Here is a 19,575-nt window from a genome sequence, read left to right as displayed (position 1 = left end):
ATTGATGTCAATGAACAAACGATGTCAGTCCCTTTTTTCTTCAACATTTTCTTTCAAAGTTAAATATATGTTAAAATTTATCTAAAGGTAGGTGTTAAATATGGAGAAAAACGCATTTACTAGTCGTATCAGTTTACTGTGGACGGCCATGGCCATGATTTTATTTGGCACTAGTGTGGTTGAAGGCATCCAAGAGATTATCTATGGTTTTCCCATTGGTTTCATTGACTGGATTTTAATTATTTTAAGTGCCCTCTGTATCATTATTTGGGCTGTCACTTTATTTATTAAGAATCCAGCAATGGAGATTGCGGGTGAAATTACTCCAAAGCAACGTATTTGGGGTGGAATTGTGACCCTGCTTGTGTTTCTTTTGGTAATAATTGGAATTTCTCATCTTTCCGTCATGTGGACTGATTTAATCCTGATTCTAGGGTTTATTGGCTTTTTACTTAACGAAGTATGGACGTTTAAAGATTAAAATTTTTGATAATTAAATCTGAAAAAAATCCATTCCAATGTTGAATTGGGATGGATTTTTTGTTTACCTGTAATTATTTGAATATGAAGATGGAAATAATGAGGAAGAAGAGATAGGCCGCCGCCGGAATGGCAGTCTTTCTCATCACCGTGCCCTCTTGACCTTTCAAGCCAACTACTCCACTAACGGAAACAATGTTGTAGACACAAATCATGTTTCCAACGGCGGCGCCGATGACTTGACCGGCAAGGATGAGAAATTTGTCTAAGCCAGCGTCCACGGCGACATCAGCCTGAATTGATGAGAAAGTCAAGGTCGAGACGGTCGTGCTCCCGGTGACAAATGATCCCACTGCGCCTAGGATTGGTGCGATTGCTAACCAGACGCCATGCAGGTGCGTAGCCATAAACGATGCTAAGTAACCGGGCATGCTGTCAAGTTTAGCGCCGTTAAAGTTGGTGTTAGTAAAGACCTGAACCATGATTAAAGTCACAATTAGAGTCAGAAGCGTGGTCTTCATTGACTTCACCACGTCCCACGCTTCGTGTGAAAACGAACGAAATGATTCTTCACGAAGCAGGACCGTTAGTAGGGCAACAATCAAGAGGACGGTTCCCGGTGAAGCTAAAAGGAGCCAGCTTGAGTCAATTGCCTTAAAGCCAAGAATGTTGGTTAATGATAGGTTGACGTGGCTGTTTAACCAGTTATGAACCGGTTTGACGAGTTTAGGGATCACTAATAGAACGACTACGAGGACGTATGGTAACCATGCTCTAATTAGTGAAATATCGGTTCGGGGCTCTTTGATGGTTACTTTTTCGGACTGCTGCCATGGATTTTTCTTAACATCCCTTGGTAGTAAGATGTTGAACTTAATACTTAAGATGGCAAAAATCAGCGCAATGATTGGGCTGATAACGGATGTTAATTCGTATCCCAGTAATAATTGACTGATAATGGTTGAAGTCGAGTAGATTAAACCAATGGCAAGACACCATGGAGTAACCTGTAAAACTGATTTGAAGCGGTGCTTGGTGTATTGGTTGGGAAGTAGGAAAACCAGCATCACGATTAGGATCAGCGGAACCAGGGTCCCACTGATTAACTCGAGGTTAGCAATCTTTAACCCGACTTTTCCCATCTCAGCCGTACTAACGGTGTTACTTAGACCAACCGTTAGCGGGGTCCCGACGGCTCCAAACGAGGCGGCCGTTGAGTCGGCGACAAGGGCCAAAACGATTGAAGATAGGGGCTTAAATCCCAGAGCGATTAGCAGTGGCGCAGTGACCATGGCTGGAGCACCGAAGCCCGAGACTCCCTCAATTAGGGACCCAAACAGAAATACAATCAGGATGGCTTGCAGGCGCATGTCGGTGGTTAAATTGGTGAAGCCAGCGTTAATCCGGTCAACTGATCCGGTGTATTCCAGTGCTCTTAGTAATAACAGTGCCCCAAGGAGAATCCAAGCAATCGTCAGACTTTTGTGGACTCCCTGAATGGCTGAGGCTGCCAGAGCTTTCATTGGCATCTTCCAAACCAATAAACTAGCTAAAATAACAAGTATTGCCGTTACACTCATTCCCTTTAAAGCTGGCATGTTTAAAAAGCCCAGCAGAATTATTGGGACTAGTATCGGAAACATTGAAACTAATAATTCCATATAATGTTTTCTCCTCTTAGTGCTTTGCGGTAAACGATGTCTTGTAACTATTATACATGAGTCACCGAGTTCAAGCTAAGGGAGATCGAACAGTTCAAACGTAAAAAGAGACGCCCCTCACCAAAGGGACGTCTCATTTTTGCTTATTTACTTAGATATTTCTTTTCGTAGTGGTGGTATAAAAGATAACCCACAATACCAAACAGTACTGGTCCTACGACCATCCAGATACTACTTACATAGTTGCCACTCAAAGCGGGGGCAATAATCGTAAAGATAATCGCAAACCCGACCGTTAGCATTACGACACAGACCGCTAATTTGGCGACCAGTGAATTCTTGTAGAAGACAAAGGGCTTCTTGATTTTCTGGTTGGCTTTAAAACCAATGAACGAGAAGGCAATGAACAGGTACGGAATTACCATGGCCACGTTGGTCATCTGAACCAAAATGTTGAAGAAAGCTTTGGCACTTTGTCCTCCAAACGAGATTACGAGGATGAATAAGATGACTAAGAGTCCCTGAATCACCATGGCATTGCCTGGTACGTTGTGTCGGTTGATTTTGGTAAAGAACTTCGGCCAGATTTCTTTGGGTGTTCCTTCCACGATCGTCTTGATTGGCGAAATAACGAGGGTAATGAAGGCCCCACTTAGCGCAAGAAAAATGGAAACCCCGACGTAACGGCTGACCCACATCCCGATTTGAACGGAGACGCCATGAGGAAAGTTCAGGGCGGTCCCCAGTTGATAACCAAAGTTATTCATGATAACGAAAGGGATGTTGACTAAGTTAATGTTGTGTTTTGAATCCAAGATCTGGTTCCAGTTCGTAAAAGCTCCGACCATGAAAATGCCAATCGAATAGACAACGGAAATAGTGATGGCCGAGATGGTGATTCCCTTAGGAAAAGTCTTTTCGGGAGTCTTGGTTTGATCAACGAGGCCCCCAATGGTTTCTAGTCCACCGTAGGCAAAGATTGCGTATACGATAAATCCGAGGACATTAATTAATGAATCGTATTGCGGATTGGGTGATACTAAGACGGCTTTCCAGGAAAGTGGCTGAAAGGTATGTCCGTTAATTAAAAGGATGATGGCCCCACCAACAATGAGGATTACGTTGGTTAGCATGGCAGCGAACCCGCCGATGGAAGTGACCTTCTGAATTTGACTGATTCCACGGGTAGCGATGAACGTAATTACGACCATTAAAAGGACGGCTAAAAGGCCGATGGTTTCAACGCTTGAAAGTCCAAAGAGATGAGCATCTGACGTTTTATCAACGCCGAAGATTGCATTTGAAAGTGGGACCCAGATGGCGGAACTGGTGTTGACCATCCAGATGATGGCGGAAGCATACCACATGGAGATTCCCGTGAAGGCGAATTTAGGATTAACTGATTCGCTCATCCAAGTGTAGATGCCACCGTGCTTTTCTGAAAAAGCCGCACCAAACTCCGCAATCATGAACGCGAACGGGATGAAGAAGCAGAGCGCTGCCAGGATGTACCAGATGATTGAGGCATACCCCATTAGATAGAACGCTCTGGAAATGTTCGCTGATCCGAAGACGGATGTAAAGATCATTAAGACTAACGCAAATAATGATAACTTTTTATTGTCCATCAAATGTAACCTCCAATTTCTTAAATAATTCTTAAAGTATAACAGGAAAATCCCGATTTGTGACACAAAAAAAGAATTCATTGCTGAATTCCTTATTTTTTGAATTGAATTTTAACGTATTCGCGATACTTGGGCAAAGTCTTGATTAACTCTTCGTGAGTCCCGTGTCCACTGATTTCACCGTGGTCAACAAAGTAAATGTCGTCTGAATCAACGATGGTACTCAATCGGTGAGCAATAATGAGGGTAGTACGACCCTTCATGAGTTGATGAAGCGCCTTTTGAACCATGGCCTCTGATTGTGAATCAAGACTGGCCGTGGCTTCGTCAAGCATCAAGATTTTTGGATCTCGCAAAAAGGCCCGAGCGATCGCGAGTCGTTGCCTTTGGCCACCACTGACCTTGATTCCTCGTTCACCAACTTGAGTGGAAAGTCCGTCGGGCATCTCTTTCACAAAGCCCTCCGCGTACGCCAGGCTTAGGACGTGCCAGAGTTGGTCATCGGTAAACTGCTCGTCTAGTCCATAGGTCAAATTATGGCGAATCGTCCCCGCCATGATGGCTGAATCCTGACTAACCAGTCCGATTTGATGCCGCCAGTTGGAGAGGTTAATGTCCTCGATGTTTTCCTTGCCAATTGTAAGGGTGCCAGACGTTGGTTGGTAGTAACGTTCAATCAAACTGAAGATGGTTGATTTTCCACTTCCAGAAGGTCCAACGAAGGCCGTAGTTTGATTGGGCTTGGCGGCAACGTTGACGTTTTTTAGGACCGGTTCGTCGGGGTCGTAGGCAAAACTAACGTCATTGAGACGCAACGTTTTACCTCCAATATCATCCGAGAATCCTGACGCAAAGTCTTCTTCGGGTTCAATGAGGAGTTCTCGGACGTGTTCGGTAGAACCATTGGCCTTCGAGAGGTCAGTGACAAAACGACCCAGCATGCTAACGGGACCAATGATTTGAAACAGGTACATTAGAAAGGCAAACATGGTTCCGATGGTCATGGCTCCAATGGCAACCCGATGAGCGCCATATGCCAAGATTCCAACAATCATAGCCATCATGACCGTGTTCAGGATTGGTCCTGCAATGGAATCGTAGACCGACTCTTTGAGGCCGATTCGATACAGATTGTGAATCAAGTTAGAACCAGCGTTGGTTTCGTACGGTTCGGCATTTGATGATTTGACTAAGCGAATTTCGTTTAAAGTTTCCTGCGCCTTTCCGCTGAAATCAGCCATTTGGTCCTGACGCGACTTCCCAATCTGACTCGACTTGTGAATAATGGGTCGCATCACGGTCATGACGATGGGGATGGCAATAAACATGATTAAGGCCATTCGCCAGTCCATGATTAGCATGATTATTAAAGCCCCAATTAGTTGAAAGATCGATGTAATCGTGTTGGGAAATGAAACTGACAGTAAGTCTTTAATCTGATCCGTGTCACTCACAAGCCGCGAAGTCATTTTTCCGGTCTTCACGCTATCGAAGTAGTGAACGTTTAACTTCACCATTTTCTCCCATAGTAGTTCTCGAAGGTTAGCCACTACGTCTTCACCGAAGAAACCCAGGAGCGTTCCTGAGCCTGCGTTAATGAGGGCACTCAAGACGAATAAAATAACCATGGCAAAAATCAGGACTAGACTCACGCCCTTGGCGAAGTCGTTCACCATGACCTGGGCAATCTTTGGGACCGTTAGTTGGGCTCCGGTAGCGATTAGTCCCAGGATCAGTCCGACCATTAGTTGCCAGTAGTGGGGTTTAGTTTGTCGAATTAAATGGAAGAATCCCCGAAAGTTAAAGGATCCGTTATTTTTTTGGTTTTTCTTTTTCACGTTATCACTCCTTAAATCGTAACTACTATCCTATCACAAATCGACTTGCTTGAAACGAATATTCATTCCGCTTATCCTAATCGTAGAAACACATTGAGAGGAGTTCTCATCATGGAATATGAGTATTACACGTTAAATAACGGAATGCAGGTTCCAAAGATTGGTTTTGGGACCTATCTTTTAAAGGGTTTTGAAGGTGCAATGGCGATCACTTCTGCCATTCATAAGGGTTATCGGTTAATCGACACTGCCTACAACTACGAAAACGAAGGGGCCGTTGGTCGTGGAATTGAAAATTCGAACGTCCGCCGTTCTGATTTGTTGGTAACTTCAAAGTTGCCAGGTCGTTACTACGACCGAAAGAGTGCCATTAATGCCATTCAAGAGTCACTTTATCGGGCTGGTCTAGACTACTTTGATATCTACTTGTTGCACTGGCCTAATCCCAAAGAGGGGAACTACGTTGAAGCATGGCAAGCACTGATCGATGCCCAACAGTATGGTTTGATTCGGACGATTGGAGTCTGCAACTTTCTACCAGACTACTTGGACAAGTTAGTTGATGAAACTGGTGTCATGCCGTCAATCAACCAGATTGAACTTCATCCCTACTTTAATCAGGCTGATATGCGTCACTATGATGAAGAACACGGGATTTTAACCGAAGACTGGAGCCCACTTGGTCGTGCGAGTGAGATGTTAAAGAACCCAGTTCTGGTTGATATGGCCGCTAAGTACCATAAAAACGTTGGTCAATTGATTTTACGCTGGGAGATTCAGTTAGGAACCCTGCCAATTCCTAAGTCAGCTCATCCTGGTAGACAGAGTGGTAACCTGAACGTCTTTGACTTTGAGATTACTCCTGAAGATATGGAAACGATTGATTCGTTAACCAAGCCAGATGGTCGAACTCATAATCAAGATCCAGCCACTTACGAAGAATTTTAGATTAATTAATGCTTGAAATCAATTAATAAAGGAGGCCCACTTCTGGGTCTCCTTTTTGTACGGATTAATTAATAAATAATTTCAAGGACTCTTTGAAGCCGATGGAGTAATTTTTCGGAATCACTGGGAGATTCCATGGCCTCTTTAATCGTCTGGTGGCACAGAACGGTGATGGCCCACCGTTTGGCTGGCAGCTTAATGATTGCCGAATCATCAATGTTTTTCTGATTATGCAGGATGTCCATCTGAATAAATTCAAAGTATTCACTTTCAGCACTATCTTCTAGAAAGGAACGGGCGGCATCAACGTAGTCGCTTGGTTTCAGTTCATCAAGCTTTTTATTTGTGAAAGGTCGATGAATGGTTGATAAAACCAGTCTGCGCGTGTAATCATAGCCGCCCTTTAAGGTAATGAAGTATTTGTAGTAGGCTCCACGTGAGATTTTGGCATCCTTGATGATCCTGGCAACTTGGGCGTCAGCGAAGGGATGAGCGGAAAATTCATTTAAAAGGGCTGTGTTAATGCGGTCCTTTTTTGCCTGGGGGAGGTTTAAAAAAGTTGATGATGGCATAAAAAATCCTTCCTTCTATGTAATAATTTAATTATACCCACATGTTGACACGGTGTTAACCGCTAATTTATCATAATTGGCTCATTAAAAGTCCGAATAAACAAGCGATGATTCCATGATTTCCTCTTTTCATAATAAAAGACCGAACATAAATGTCCGATCTTAATTGTTAGGATTAAGTTATGCGAAGATGTAGCCAAATCCACCGGGACCAACGTGCGTCATAACGATGGGACTTGTCAGACGGCAAGTGACGTCGATGTCAGGTCTAGCTTCCTTGATCTTAGCGGCAATTTTCTTTGGGGCCGTTCCGTCATCAACGTATGAAAGACCAACTTCGGAAATATCCTTATTATTAATGATTTCATCGGTGACCTGATTGGCAATCTTGGTCATTTTCTTGATGCCACGGCACTTGTACTTCAGTTTTAAAGTTCCCTCAGTCAGTTGAATTACGGGCTTTAGTTGAATTAGTGAGGAAATAAAGCCAACCGCCCGGCTAGCACGCCCACCCTTGACCATGTAATCAAAACTGTTGATGAAAACGTAGGTCATGATGGTTGGTACAAAAGCCTTTAAATTGTCCATAATTTCGTTAACAGACTTGCCTTGATCGGCCAATTTTTTAGCGCGTATGACGGCAAAAGTAAGACCACTATCAGTGGAATCACTGTCTAGGACTGAGATGTCTCCGCCCACTTGTTTGGCAGCGGTCCTAGCCGTCTCAACCGTTCCGCTTAAAACCTTGGTTAAATGAATGGAGATGATTGAAGCGTCTGGATCTTCTTTTTGAATTTTTTCGTAGGCTTGAATGAATTGACCCAGAGAAGGTTGACTGGTCTTCGGAAATTCTTTGTCGTTTGCAAGATGATCGGAAAATTCTTGTCTGGTAATGTCAACACCATCTTCATAAGTTTTACCATCAATGGTAACCTGAAGTGGTACGACCGTGAGATTATTTTTTTGAATTTCATCTGGGGTTAATTGAGCAGTTGAATCAGTAACAATATGAATCATGTGTTTCTCCCTCCAATTAACGTTTCGTTAATTTGCCTTATGGACCTTAATTATAGTAGAAGGATCGGTTTTTTCCCAGTTAAAATTGGATTTAATTTTAGTAGAGAGTTTGATTAAGCGTGGGACAGGTAACTTCATCTTTGAAAGTGCGGTTACACAGTGTGGATGGTGTAACCGGTCGGCAATCACATTATAAAAATTATAAATTAGAGAAAGAAGTAGCTTTTTTGTCGCAAACAAGATATAACTATATTAGGGAGAAAAGCAGGGAGTTTCATCATGAAAAATAAAATGAAAATCCTGTTAACCAGTGTTGTTTCGGTGCTGGTAGCGGGTTCGATGGTAGCCGGATTGGTTGCCAAAAAGCGTGATAACGAAAAGAAGCATGCGACAAAAAAGTAAGCATTGCTGATTATTAGGGGGATTTCAACTACGGTTGGGTTTCCCCTTTTATTATGGTCGATCGTGTAAGCGTTGAAATTAAAGAAAAAATTAAAATGAATAATGAAGTGAGGCAAGCAAATGGTAAAAGGAAGAAAAAAAGAATTAAGGTTGAGTACCGTTTTAATCTATTCGTTATTATTAAATACCGGGTCATCCTTTATGTGGCCGCTAACCACGGTCTACATGCATAATTACCTTCATGAATCTCTGACAACGGCCGGCATCGTACTGTTTGCCATGTCAATGTTCATGATTATTGGGAACTATCTAGGTGGTTATCTTTTCGATCGCTGGTCACCATATAAGACCGCCATCATCAGTGTCCTAATTACGATGACTTCGATTGTGACTTTGATCTTCTTTCACGGCTGGCCCATCTTTGGAATTATGTTACTGCTGTACGGACTAGGCAATGGGTCCAGCATGACGCTCTTAAATTCGTATGCTTCAATGATCACCTCTAAAAGTACGCGATACGTTTTTAATTCGTTGTACGTAGGGCTTAATCTGGGGGTCGTTGTCGGAACCGCGTTGGTTGGTTTCTTGATGAAGTACGGGATTTCGATTGTTTTCATCGTGGCAACTGGTTTTTACATTGTGTTGTTACTAATGACGATTTTTGAATTTAACATTAAATTACATCGGCCAGCTCCAACGGCCGTTAAGCGTTCACAAGATGACGACGATGTTTCTGAGAAAAAGAGTCGCGGTTTAAAACTGATTTGGCTAATCTGCATCATGGTTTTTTGTATTTATATGAGTTATACGCTCTGGGAAAGTGTCATGTCAGTCCACATGACTCAACTAGGGATCTCATTTGAAAATTACAGTTTCTTGTGGACGATTAATGGGTTATTGATTGTTTTCATTCAACCGATTATTAATAAAATCGGGGCTCGGTTTAAGATGAGTCGTCAGATTGCCTTTGGGGTAATCATTTTCGCGCTAAGCTTCTTTATGTTAATATTTGCTAGACAGTACGCCGTTTTCGTAATTATCATGGTTATTTTGACCTTTGGTGAGATGAACGGATTGCCGGGAATTCCGGCGTGGATTGATACGTTAGCGGACCCCAGACAAAAAGGAAAGTTTCAGGGACTATTTAATATTTTTATGTCACTTGGAAGGGCTATGGGCCCACTCTTTGGTGGATTAATGGTTGAATTTTTCAACTATCCCGCTTTATTTATCGTATCCGGCGGACTGATTTTATTCGCATTGTTCTGTGTGATGAGCGAATCAAGAAAGTTAAGTAAAACACGTCAAGATTAGTGAGGTAAACCATGGTCGACACTTATTATAAAGATTCAATTGATGTGTCTGACGCACACCAAAATAATTTAAAGCACGTTAACGTCAAACTCCCTAAACACGAAATCACCGTTTTTGTCGGTGAGTCCGGATCGGGGAAATCGTCGTTAGTATTCGACACGATTGCGGCCATGTCACGTCGTGAACTAAACGAAACGTTTCCTAGTTTTTCACAACAGTATCTCCCAAAGTACGGGCAGCCGCACGTTGGTGACATCAAAAATTTGCCAGTTGCCATTGCAATTGAACAGAAACAACTAACCGGCAACGCCCGGTCGACGCTTGCCACCTATACGGGAATTTACTCATTACTGCGGCTCCTGTTCTCACGGGTTGGAAAGCCGTTTGTGGGGTACTCGGAGGTCTTTTCGTTTAATTTGCCTCAAGGGATGTGTCCGTACTGTCAAGGTCTAGGTTATGTCGATGAAGTGGATGAGTCGAAGTTAATTGATCCAGAGAAGTCACTTAATGACGGAGCGATTACCTTCGTTAGTTTTGGACCCGGAACCTGGCGTTGGCGGGGATACGGCTACAGCGGTTTGTTTGATAACGACAAGCCAGTTAAAGATTACACTCCTGAAGAGTACGACCTGTTGATGCACGCGCCGCAACAAAAACTGTCCAATGCGCCCGCTTACTACAAAACAAGCCAGTACGAGGGGGTGGTTCCTAGAATCAAACGTTCAATCATCAACAGTCGTGAGGGTAAGCACCACAAAGAAGCCATTAGTGAGATTGTGACCCGTGAAGTTTGCCCGGTATGTAAGGGAGCTCGACTTAACCCCAGATCATTGAGCGTTAAGATTAACGGATATAACATTAACGACGTTTCTGGGATGGATTTGGTGCAGTTCTTAGACTTTTTGGAGTCCATTAAAGATAACCTTGGAGATGAAATCATCCGGGGCTTAGAGTCCAAGATTAAGCCGTTAATTGACATTGGATTAGGGTACTTGACTCTCGATCGAACCACCAGCACGTTATCAGGTGGTGAGGTTCAACGAATTAAGATTGCTAAACACCTAACCAATTCATTATCAGATATTCTGTACGTTTTTGACGAACCAAGTGTGGGTCTTCATCCTCACGACATCGCTTTGATTAAAAAAGCTATGATTAATCTAAAGAAGAAGGGTAACACCATCTTTATCGTTGACCACAATCCTGAGATCATGTCGATTGCCGATCACGTGGTCGAAGTGGGACCAAAATCTGGGGCTGATGGTGGAAAGATTACCTTTACCGGGAGCTATCCAGAAGTGTTGGATTCTGACACTCTGACCGGAAAATGGTTAAGGGCACCTCATCACTTCGCCAAACCACTTCAACCTAAGGGATTTGTAGACTTGGAGCATGTTCACATGCATAATATTGATGATGTGAGTGTCAAGGTACCAACCGGGATTATGACCGTTCTATCGGGAGTTGCCGGGTCAGGTAAGAGTTCACTGGCTGAAGCCATGAAGGACCATTTAAATGGCGATTACGTTGATCTAACGCAAAAGCAAGCCGGCATCAGTATTCGTTCCACTCCCGTGACCTATCTCAACATTTTAAACCCAATTCGAAGGCTTTTTGCGAAGGCCAACAACGTTTCAACCCAGCTCTTTAGTTACAACGGCAAGGGTGCTTGTCCGCGTTGTAAGGGGAAAGGGGTCACAATTACCAACATGGCTTTCATGGATCCGGTCGTTCAGACCTGTGAGTTGTGTCACGGAAAACGCTACAGTCAGGAAGCCTTGGGATATAAGTATCACGGTCAAGACATCGCCGACGTTTTGTCGATGTCAGTTGCTTACGCGGCTGAATTCTTCAAGGATGTTCCTGAAATCGCTAATCCGTTGAAACAGATGAGCGAAGTCGGATTGGATTATTTAGCGTTAAATCAGGCTTTGACCACGCTATCTGGTGGTGAACTGCAACGACTACGATTAGCCCAGATGCTAGAAGAGAAGGGCAAGATTTACTTTCTTGATGAACCCACGGCTGGTCTGCACATGAATGATACGCAACGATTGCTGAAGCTATTTAAACGAATGGTTGCTGATGGCGATTCTCTTATTATCGTTGAACACAACCTTGATGTAATCAGTCAGGCTGACTGGTTGATTGACATGGGACCTGGAGCCGGAACGTACGGTGGAAACGTCCTGTACAGTGGGATTCCTGAGGGATCGGAAAAAGTTCCCCAATCATTTACCGGAAAAGCCCTTAAAAAGTACATGTTGCCTTATAAAGAAAGATAAACAAACAGAGATCATCACTGATATCAGTGATGATCTCTGTTTGAATTAGAATCCGATGAAAGACTCAATGTTGGCTTTTATCATATTGATACCATCTTGGATGGTCATGATAATTTGTTGAAGAGCATTATTATCCCGTTCACTAGCATTCTGTTCGATTTCTTGTTTGGCTTTTTCAATAGCATCTTGAGTTTTTTGGTTAGCTGCATTACTGCCATTGTTGCCACCATTATCAGCATTATTCTCAGGTTTATTGTTATAATTTTTAACCACCACGGGCGGATTTTGTTTAACCTGTTGCTGGGCACTCTTTCCTGAACGGTATAAGCCAAAGATTCCCAACAAAATGATAATTAGAAAAATAATTACGATCCAGCGGAACCAGTGGTGTTTCTTCTTTTTAGGAGCACTTTGGTACTGCGTTTGATTGGGTGCTGTTCTATCAACACCAGGGGAAACCACCTGCGCACTTGGGGCGTACACCAAGTTGTAAGTGAGCGTTCCTCTTGCAAAAGTTCCGTTGATATTCTCGTTCGGATTGACGGCCACGACCCGACCCATGTTTGCCGGATAATCAACGTTTCGTTTAAAGGTGACGTTAGTGAGGTAACTGACGGCATTCTGATCGCCACTAAGTCCCTGAACGACGTATCCCTTTAGGTCAGGGACTTCGATTGAAAATGCTTCCCCGGGAGTTTGCAAATATTTTAATGGGTTAGTCAAATTTTGACCGTTTTTATCAACAACGTTAATAACTACGTTTCCGACATTGCGGTCCATTCGACTACCAACTGTTTCATTGTTCATTGATTGAGTGCTCCTTTAATCAGTTTATATGCATTATCTTACCATTATTTCTCAATCTCACAAAAAGAATCCAACCCAATTTCCCGCACCTTAATGGGAGATCAGGTGTCGATTAGTCGCTTTAAATGTGATATCATGATTACTGTAAGTGATAGTCATTAACTATCAGACTGAATATTGAGAGGAAGAATGACATGAGCGAAAAAAAGATTATTGAAAAACTCGATGACATTAAAGATTACGAAGACAAAATGGCTGATTTAGTATCAGCAATCTTGACCGACCAACCTTGGGAACAAACTGATGAAGTTCGAAACGTTTACTTCTTGGATGTAACTGATTTTGGGAAAGACCTTCAAGATGTTTTAGATCAAATGAACGTTTTGCGTGACCAATACGATGAAACATTACACTCATACTTGGGTGTTCCATTCATCCCTTACGTTCCACTATCAAAATTAACTGATGCCGCTTTTCAAACTTTAGTTGACGTTGACCCAACGGACAACATCACTAAGACTAAGAAGAACAGTGTCTTTGTTGATTCACGTGTTATTGATAGTAAAGATGGTAAGCACATTAGCTTGGACTTACAATTTAACGAACAATAAGATTAAGTGTAAAGAGAGTTGACACCTTGGTGTTAGCTCTCTTTTTTATGGCGTTTTTGAAATAAATATTTTAAAAATGATTGACAGAAAGTGATTTGAGTTGTTTAATTAGTGGCAATTAAAGAAGAGGAGGAATATTCCATGAATAATCATATTGATCATCAAAACGACCTTTATACTTACTTTACTTGGTACAAGTGCGTATCTAAGTAAGGTTGTTTTGAGGGCCTAATTAGATACCGTAAGGATACTAACTAGGCTAATTACAGATTATCGTTGGATATTCCTAATAACGAATGTGTTTTTAATCCCAGTTAGCATCGAATGTTAACTGGGATTTTTTGTCTATCGAAAGGAGAATTAGAATGTCAAAAGCATTAATAAGTAAAATGAATCAAGAAATGTTGCAGCTATCACCATCGTCGATTTTAAAATTTAATGATGAGGTGAGTCAGATTCCTGATATTATTCCGTTAACGTTAGGAGAACCAGACTTTAATACTCCCGAACACGTTAAGGACGCGGCAATTAAAAGTATTCAACAAAATGAGAGTCACTACGCTCCTACCAAGGGAACCAAACAACTGCGGGATGCAGCTGCGCACTTTTTACAAAGTAAATACGATTTAAACTACGACCCGGAGACGGAGATCATTATGACTGCTGGAGCTACCGGTGGAATTTATACGGCGTTAACATCGGTCTTAAATCCTGGGGATGAGGTTTTAATTCCAACGCCGATTTTTCCACTCTACTTTCCGATTATTAAACTACGGGGAGCCACCCCGGTTTTTATGGACACCTCTAAAACTGACTTTGTCCTTACTCCAGAACAATTAGAACAAAATTTAAGGGATCACCCCAAAACCAAGGCGATTGTCTTGAATTTTCCCACTAATCCCACTGGCAAAACTTATCATCCTGACGAACTCCAAAAACTGGCCGATGTGATTAAAAAGCATGATATTTTTGTGATTTCTGACGAAATTTACAGCGAACTGACTTATGATGGCAAACACGCCTCAATCGCTAAATATCTTCCCGAACAAACCATTTTATTGAATGGGGTTTCAAAGTCACACGCGATGACCGGATGGAGAATTGGAATCATGGCAGCCCCTAAAGACATCACCAGTCAACTTGAAAAAATCGATCAATTTACGATCACTTCGACCACCACAAACGCACAAGCTGCGGCCGCCGAAGCACTTGGAAATGGAATGAATGATACTGATGCCATGAAAAAGGAGTACCGAAAGCGACGTGATTTTGTTTACGAGAAATTGAATGCGATGGGCTTTAAGATGGCCAATCCCGATGGCGCTTTTTACATTTTCGCTAAAATCCCAGCTGGCTTAATTCAAAATAGTATGGACTTTAGTTATGACTTAGCCCGTAAAGTTAAGGTGGCCGTCATTCCCGGAAGTTCGTTTGGCCCAGGCGGCGAGGGATACGTTCGCATTAGTTATGCTACTTCAATGGAAAACTTAAAAGAAGCCATGGACCGAATTAGTCAGTATATCGAAAAAAGGGAAAATAGTTGTGACACCAAAGTGAAGTGAACCATAATTGTTAGACATTAATAGGCTCCAAAAAAGTTAGGTAAAAACTAACCGATTTGGAGTCTTTCATTATGTTGTATTTTTATGGTTAAATATTCACATATTTTTAAAGTCCAATGAGTTAGTGAGTATCAACAGTGAATTGTTACGATAATGCCCAATCTAAAGTTGTTTTAATCTTCTAAAAACGAGAATTTTTAAACCGAACTAAATCATTGTTTTTAACTACATTAAAGCAAACGCTTCATGAATATGTTGAGTGGTTGAATATCAAAAGAATTTCTGGCAATAAAAAAGGACTCACACCGATTGAATATCGAAATGAATCCTTGAAAGTATAAAATGTCTAACTTTCATATAGCACTTCATTAATGACAACTTTTTTATTTATATATTTTTCCTGTATTCATAAACTGCATTTTCTCTTTAAACTCTAATAATCTATTGGCATGTTCGTCAAAGCCTAATTTTTCAAATTCTAAGATAGCATTATTTACTGATGAATGTTCCGTTACTAATTGTTTCAGGAGTTCGATATAATAATTACACATCAGTTTATCATACATTTTTCTTGGTGAATTCCGAGAAATACTGCTTAAATATCCAATGTAGAAATTAGCATTTTTGTATTCCTTTCTTTCAAAGGATAAGATAATACAATTATTTACAAAAATAGCAATGTCATTTTTATAAGTGTCAATTTGACTCAATATTTTAGTCTTTTTAAATAATGTATTGAATGTGGCACGAATATAATCACTGTTAAAAATGTACAAGCAATTGGAAAATAATGATACTTCAAAATGTCCCCATTGCTGGATACCATTTAAATAGTTTTTGATTAATTCCGTATCTTCATTTACGTCAAAAATCTCCTTTTTATGAGATTTATTCATAAACAGTTTTAGTTCAATTGATAAGCAACAGAAGAAAAAGTCATGATAATCCTTATACTTGGTTTGATAATCTACAATTCGACTTTGGATCTCATGGTCTTTTTCTTTATAAATATTTTCGTTGAAATATTGAAGAGCATATTCCTTTTCAGTTTTTGAGCTGTTATTCAAATAGAATGTGTATTCTTGAACTGTGATATTCATTCTTTGTAGATAAGAAAATAAAATGTCACTGGAAATTCGGGATCGGTTGTTTTCAAAAGAGGAAAGAGTAGTTCTTGTAGAAATACCTGAGGAAAGTTGTATTTGAGACATTCCACGTTCCTTACGTAATTTCCGAATTAATTCTCCATTAGTCATGAGTAACACTTTCCTTTCATATCAGTACATAGAATGAATTATGACGAAACACTTTACATAATGGTACTCTCCATGTGGTCCTGCTGTAAACTATGTTTAACTCATTTAAGGGGAAGTGTGATGAACGTGGAAAAAATAGTTTTAATCGATTCTTCTAGTAGGAATCCATCAAATTCGAAAATGTTAGCCAAATTAGCACTAAAGAACATTGGATATCAAGGTATAAGGTTGAGAGATAAAAACATTCAACCAATTAAAGACTATCGATTTAAAGGTAATTGGCCAAACTCTGGTGATGATTTCTATGATGTTATTGATCAAGTTGAAACTAGTGATTTAGTTATCTTTTCATCACCAATTTATTGGTACTCAATTTCTTCTCAATTAAAGCTTTTTATTGATCGATGGTCGGAAATGTTGGAAATTGATTCATTGTTTAAAGAAAATATGAGAAACAAAAAAATAATATTAGTTTTGGTTGGTGGAGATAAACCTCGTCGAAAAGCAAAGATCATTATTCAGCAATTTAGATATATATGTAATTTTCTAAATATGCAATTGATTGATTTTGTCATTGGTAAAGCGAATAAGTATGGCGAAATATTTGATGATTCAAATGCCATTCAAAATGCTCACAGAATCAACATGAATCTCAAAAAGAATAGTTATGGAGGTTGAGTAATGAAATTCACTTTGTTAAGGCGAAAAGAATTCAGAAACTTTTTTCTTTCTGACATCATTTCTGGGTTTGGAGTTGGGATGACAACCGTTGGGGCTAACTGGTATGTTTTACAACAAACTAAATCAGATAGTGTCGTGGGAACATTTTTGGCTATTAACGTGTTAGCTGGTTTTCTGATTGCACCCATTGCAGGATATATAACGGATAAATTCATTCGAAGAAACGTGGTCATATCAACATTTTTATTTCGTGCGGTTCCCATTGCAATTATTGCAATCTGGTTGTATCTTTTTAAATTTAATTTGCTGGCTATGTATCTATTAGCGATCGTAACAGGAATCGGATGGGTAACTTATATGGCATCGTCTCGTGGATATATTCAAGCAACTGTTCCTAAAGAACTTCTTGGAAGTGCCAATTCATTTATTGAAGTGTCATTACAAGTAGGAATGTTCATGGCAGGTGGAGTTTCTGGAATTTTGATTAGTCATATTGGCTTTATTTCTATATTAATCATTAACGTGTTCTTGTTTGCCATTGCGATCATACTGATGTTAAATGCTCCAGCGGATAATTATGATGTCATTGGGATCTCAAATGATCATAGTAAAAAAGAAGATAATTCAGTCATTAAATATATTTTTAAAAATAAAATGATTTTAATAATTGGGTTACTTTCAATTTTACCATTATTAGTTACCCAACTATTTAACGTTTCGATGCCAGGTTATGTCAGTACGATATTGCATTCCAATAGTACCATCTATGGATTTACTGATATGTGCTATGGCATTGGTGGTTTAGTTGCAGGTTTAGTTACTGGGAAACTATTAGAGAAATTTCGCAGGAAGAGTTTGTTAGTAAATTTCTTTGCCCTTGCTAGTGTGGCATTGTTTGTCTTATTTATTTTCCAATTTATTGGGTTAGCATTTGTGGCTACTTTTTTAATTGGACTTTCTAATTCTGCATTGCGAGTAGTCATTAATACTATCCTAATGAATAAAGTTAATAAAAAATATATGGGAAGAACCACTTCTATTTGGACAGGTGGAGCACAATTTATAGAAATTTTTTCTTCCACATTCATTGGCAAATTAAATGATAGCTTCGGATCCAACTATGGATTCTTTTGTATGTTTCTAATTATGCTGGTTGGTTTATTTTGTAGTTTGATACTTAAAAATAGGGGTCTTAATAATGGATAAAAGAAAAACTGTTTTATTAGTTGAACCAAGTTTTTATGGGGTTAGCTTCGCTAAGGCAGCTAAGAAACTTGACTTAAAAGTTGTTAGTATTGTTCAAGACGAAAACGACCCTAAAAAATATAATTATGAAAATTATTTTGATGATTTATTAATAGCGGATATTCATGATGCAAATTCAATTATTAAAGTTATTGAAAACAGTCCTTATAAAGATTTTGATACTATCATTCCAGCAACTGATTATGTTACAGCGGTTACTGCTGAAGTTGCTAAGCATTTTAATAAATTTGGAACCAGTGTTGAGACGGCTAAAAATGCTAGGAACAAAGACCGAGCTAGAAAAGCGTTTAGACAAAAAGGGGTTCCCTCGGCTAAGTATGCCGTTGTAAATAATGTGGAAAATGCTATTAGAGAAAGTGAGCGAATTGGATATCCAATTATTTTAAAACCAACGAATGCTGCCAGCAGTTTAGATGTCTTTTATATTAAGAATGCTAACGAGTTAAAACAACGATTTAAAGAAATCCAGGAATTTAAAAAGAGTTATATGGGATTTAAGGTTAGACCAGAATTTTTAATTGAAGAATTTCTAAGTGGTCCTGAATTTAGTGTTGAATTGTTTTTGTATAAGAACAAAATTGCATTTGCTGAAGTGACAGAAAAACACACCACTAAACCGCCTTATTTTAGTGAAATAATGCATGTATTTCCGACTACAGTTGATGTTGGTAAAAAAGATTCAATTATAAATGCTGCATTTGAAGCAGCTCTTTCTTTAGGTTTTAGTGATGGTCCTACTCATGTTGAAGTTAAATTTACTAAGAATGGTCCTAGAATTGTTGAAGTCAATGGTCGACCTGGGGGAGATAATATCACCTCTGATTTGATTAAAGACGCGTATGGGATTGATATTTTTGAAGAAACAGTGAAATTATATCTTGGTGAAAATATTAATATCAAGAGGGCTAAGAATGGAGCTGCGTTAATTAGATATATTTTTGCTGATCACAGTGGTATTTTTAAGAGAATTAAAAATGTTGAAGTTTTAAAAAACACGCCAAATGTTAAAAAGTTTAAAATTAATGTGGATAAAGGATCAAAAGTTCAAGCCCCACAAAACTCAGATGATCGACTAGGTTATTATATTTTAGCGGGTGATGATTCTGATTCTTTGAAGAAGATGGCAAACAAAATCGATAATGAAATATCAGTTGAATTGATTTAATGTAATTATCATAGGTAATTACATTATTTGTTATAAATAATTAAAAGAGCCCTTAACTACTTACGATAGTTAAGGGCTCTTT

At 39.9% G+C, this 19,575-nt stretch carries 17 protein-coding genes and 1 pseudogene; 11 read left to right on the top strand and 7 right to left on the bottom strand.

Translation table 11 applies throughout. The features are described 5' to 3' along the window. Positions 1–100 precede the first annotated feature (100 nt). The gene (locus AC6UC9_RS04740; protein ID WP_500695852.1) at positions 101–481 is read left to right on the top strand and encodes a hypothetical protein; all 381 of its coding nucleotides are present in this window, start codon (positions 101–103) and stop codon (positions 479–481) included. 73 nt (positions 482–554) lie between these two features. Here AC6UC9_RS04740 and AC6UC9_RS04735 read toward each other — a convergent pair whose 3' ends face one another. The 3 genes from AC6UC9_RS04735 to AC6UC9_RS04725 form a co-directional block, all read right to left on the bottom strand. Next, positions 555–2,141, bottom strand: a complete 1,587-nt coding sequence (locus AC6UC9_RS04735; RefSeq protein ID WP_500695851.1) for an L-lactate permease — start codon at positions 2,139–2,141, stop codon at positions 555–557. Between the two features lie 143 nt (positions 2,142–2,284). Continuing rightward, complete coding sequence (yjeM, locus tag AC6UC9_RS04730; protein WP_500701290.1) at positions 2,285–3,769, bottom strand: glutamate/gamma-aminobutyrate family transporter YjeM; 1,485 nt, start codon at positions 3,767–3,769, stop codon at positions 2,285–2,287. Between the two features lie 92 nt (positions 3,770–3,861). After that, positions 3,862–5,607 (bottom strand): ABC transporter ATP-binding protein, encoded by a 1,746-nt coding sequence (locus AC6UC9_RS04725; RefSeq protein WP_500701289.1) that lies wholly within the window; start codon positions 5,605–5,607, stop codon positions 3,862–3,864. Between the two features lie 111 nt (positions 5,608–5,718). Here AC6UC9_RS04725 and AC6UC9_RS04720 point away from each other — a divergent pair, with 111 nt between their 5' ends. Beyond that, positions 5,719–6,555, top strand: a complete 837-nt coding sequence (locus AC6UC9_RS04720) for an aldo/keto reductase (protein ID WP_500695847.1) — start codon at positions 5,719–5,721, stop codon at positions 6,553–6,555. A 68-nt stretch (positions 6,556–6,623) separates the two neighbouring features. Here AC6UC9_RS04720 and AC6UC9_RS04715 read toward each other — a convergent pair whose 3' ends face one another. Both AC6UC9_RS04715 and AC6UC9_RS04710 read right to left on the bottom strand, forming a co-directional pair. Continuing rightward, entirely contained in the window at positions 6,624–7,127 is a 504-nt protein-coding gene (locus tag AC6UC9_RS04715) for a TetR/AcrR family transcriptional regulator (protein ID WP_500701288.1), read from the bottom strand. 180 nt (positions 7,128–7,307) lie between these two features. Next, complete coding sequence (locus AC6UC9_RS04710) at positions 7,308–8,144, bottom strand: DegV family protein (RefSeq protein ID WP_500701287.1); 837 nt, start codon at positions 8,142–8,144, stop codon at positions 7,308–7,310. 279 nt (positions 8,145–8,423) lie between these two features. Here AC6UC9_RS04710 and AC6UC9_RS04705 point away from each other — a divergent pair, with 279 nt between their 5' ends. The 3 genes from AC6UC9_RS04705 (at position 8,424) to AC6UC9_RS04695 (ending at position 12,145) form a co-directional block, all read left to right on the top strand. Continuing rightward, entirely contained in the window at positions 8,424–8,546 is a 123-nt protein-coding gene (locus AC6UC9_RS04705; protein ID WP_500694107.1) for a hypothetical protein, read from the top strand. Between the two features lie 120 nt (positions 8,547–8,666). After that, positions 8,667–9,860 (top strand): MDR family MFS transporter, encoded by a 1,194-nt coding sequence (locus tag AC6UC9_RS04700; RefSeq protein WP_500701286.1) that lies wholly within the window; start codon positions 8,667–8,669, stop codon positions 9,858–9,860. Between the two features lie 11 nt (positions 9,861–9,871). Next, on the top strand, positions 9,872–12,145 hold the full coding sequence (locus AC6UC9_RS04695) for an ATP-binding cassette domain-containing protein (RefSeq protein ID WP_500701285.1): 2,274 nt from the start codon (positions 9,872–9,874) through the stop codon (positions 12,143–12,145). Positions 12,146–12,190: 45 nt separating this feature from the next. On the opposite strand, the gene AC6UC9_RS04690 is transcribed toward AC6UC9_RS04695, so the two are convergent. Next, complete coding sequence (locus tag AC6UC9_RS04690; protein ID WP_500701284.1) at positions 12,191–12,952, bottom strand: hypothetical protein; 762 nt, start codon at positions 12,950–12,952, stop codon at positions 12,191–12,193. Positions 12,953–13,146: 194 nt separating this feature from the next. Here AC6UC9_RS04690 and AC6UC9_RS04685 point away from each other — a divergent pair, with 194 nt between their 5' ends. From AC6UC9_RS04685 to AC6UC9_RS04675, 3 genes and pseudogenes are all read left to right on the top strand, one after another. Beyond that, on the top strand, positions 13,147–13,563 hold the full coding sequence (locus AC6UC9_RS04685) for a hypothetical protein (RefSeq protein WP_500694103.1): 417 nt from the start codon (positions 13,147–13,149) through the stop codon (positions 13,561–13,563). Positions 13,564–13,928: 365 nt separating this feature from the next. Continuing rightward, positions 13,929–15,125: an aminotransferase class I/II-fold pyridoxal phosphate-dependent enzyme gene (locus AC6UC9_RS04680; protein WP_500701283.1), complete on the top strand. Its 1,197-nt coding sequence runs from the start codon at positions 13,929–13,931 to the stop codon at positions 15,123–15,125. Positions 15,126–15,322: 197 nt separating this feature from the next. Continuing rightward, a pseudogene (locus AC6UC9_RS04675) lies at positions 15,323–15,466 on the top strand (IS3 family transposase); the annotation flags it as partial. A 42-nt stretch (positions 15,467–15,508) separates the two neighbouring features. Here AC6UC9_RS04675 and AC6UC9_RS04670 read toward each other — a convergent pair. Next, a complete protein-coding gene (locus tag AC6UC9_RS04670) occupies positions 15,509–16,381 on the bottom strand; it encodes a helix-turn-helix domain-containing protein (RefSeq protein ID WP_500701282.1) in 873 nt (290 codons plus the stop codon). Between the two features lie 120 nt (positions 16,382–16,501). Here AC6UC9_RS04670 and AC6UC9_RS04665 point away from each other — a divergent pair, with 120 nt between their 5' ends. The 3 genes from AC6UC9_RS04665 to AC6UC9_RS04655 are packed head-to-tail and all read left to right on the top strand — an operon-like array spanning position 16,502 to position 19,493. Further along, positions 16,502–17,059 carry a flavodoxin family protein gene (locus AC6UC9_RS04665; protein ID WP_500696991.1) on the top strand — a complete coding sequence of 186 codons (558 nt, stop codon included), beginning with the start codon at positions 16,502–16,504 and terminating at the stop codon, positions 17,057–17,059. Positions 17,060–17,062: 3 nt separating this feature from the next. Then, positions 17,063–18,268, top strand: coding sequence for an MFS transporter (locus AC6UC9_RS04660; protein WP_500701281.1), 1,206 nt, complete (start codon positions 17,063–17,065; stop codon positions 18,266–18,268). Beyond that, positions 18,261–19,493: an ATP-grasp domain-containing protein gene (locus tag AC6UC9_RS04655; RefSeq protein WP_500701280.1), complete on the top strand. Its 1,233-nt coding sequence runs from the start codon at positions 18,261–18,263 to the stop codon at positions 19,491–19,493. Before AC6UC9_RS04660 ends, AC6UC9_RS04655 begins: the two co-directional genes overlap by 8 nt. Positions 19,494–19,575: the final 82 nt, after the last annotated feature.

This window comes from Fructilactobacillus sp. X7R4C1, assembly GCF_059901115.1.
The sequence above is the reverse complement of the archived record's forward strand: the minus strand, read 5'-3'. Positions and strand labels throughout refer to the sequence as shown.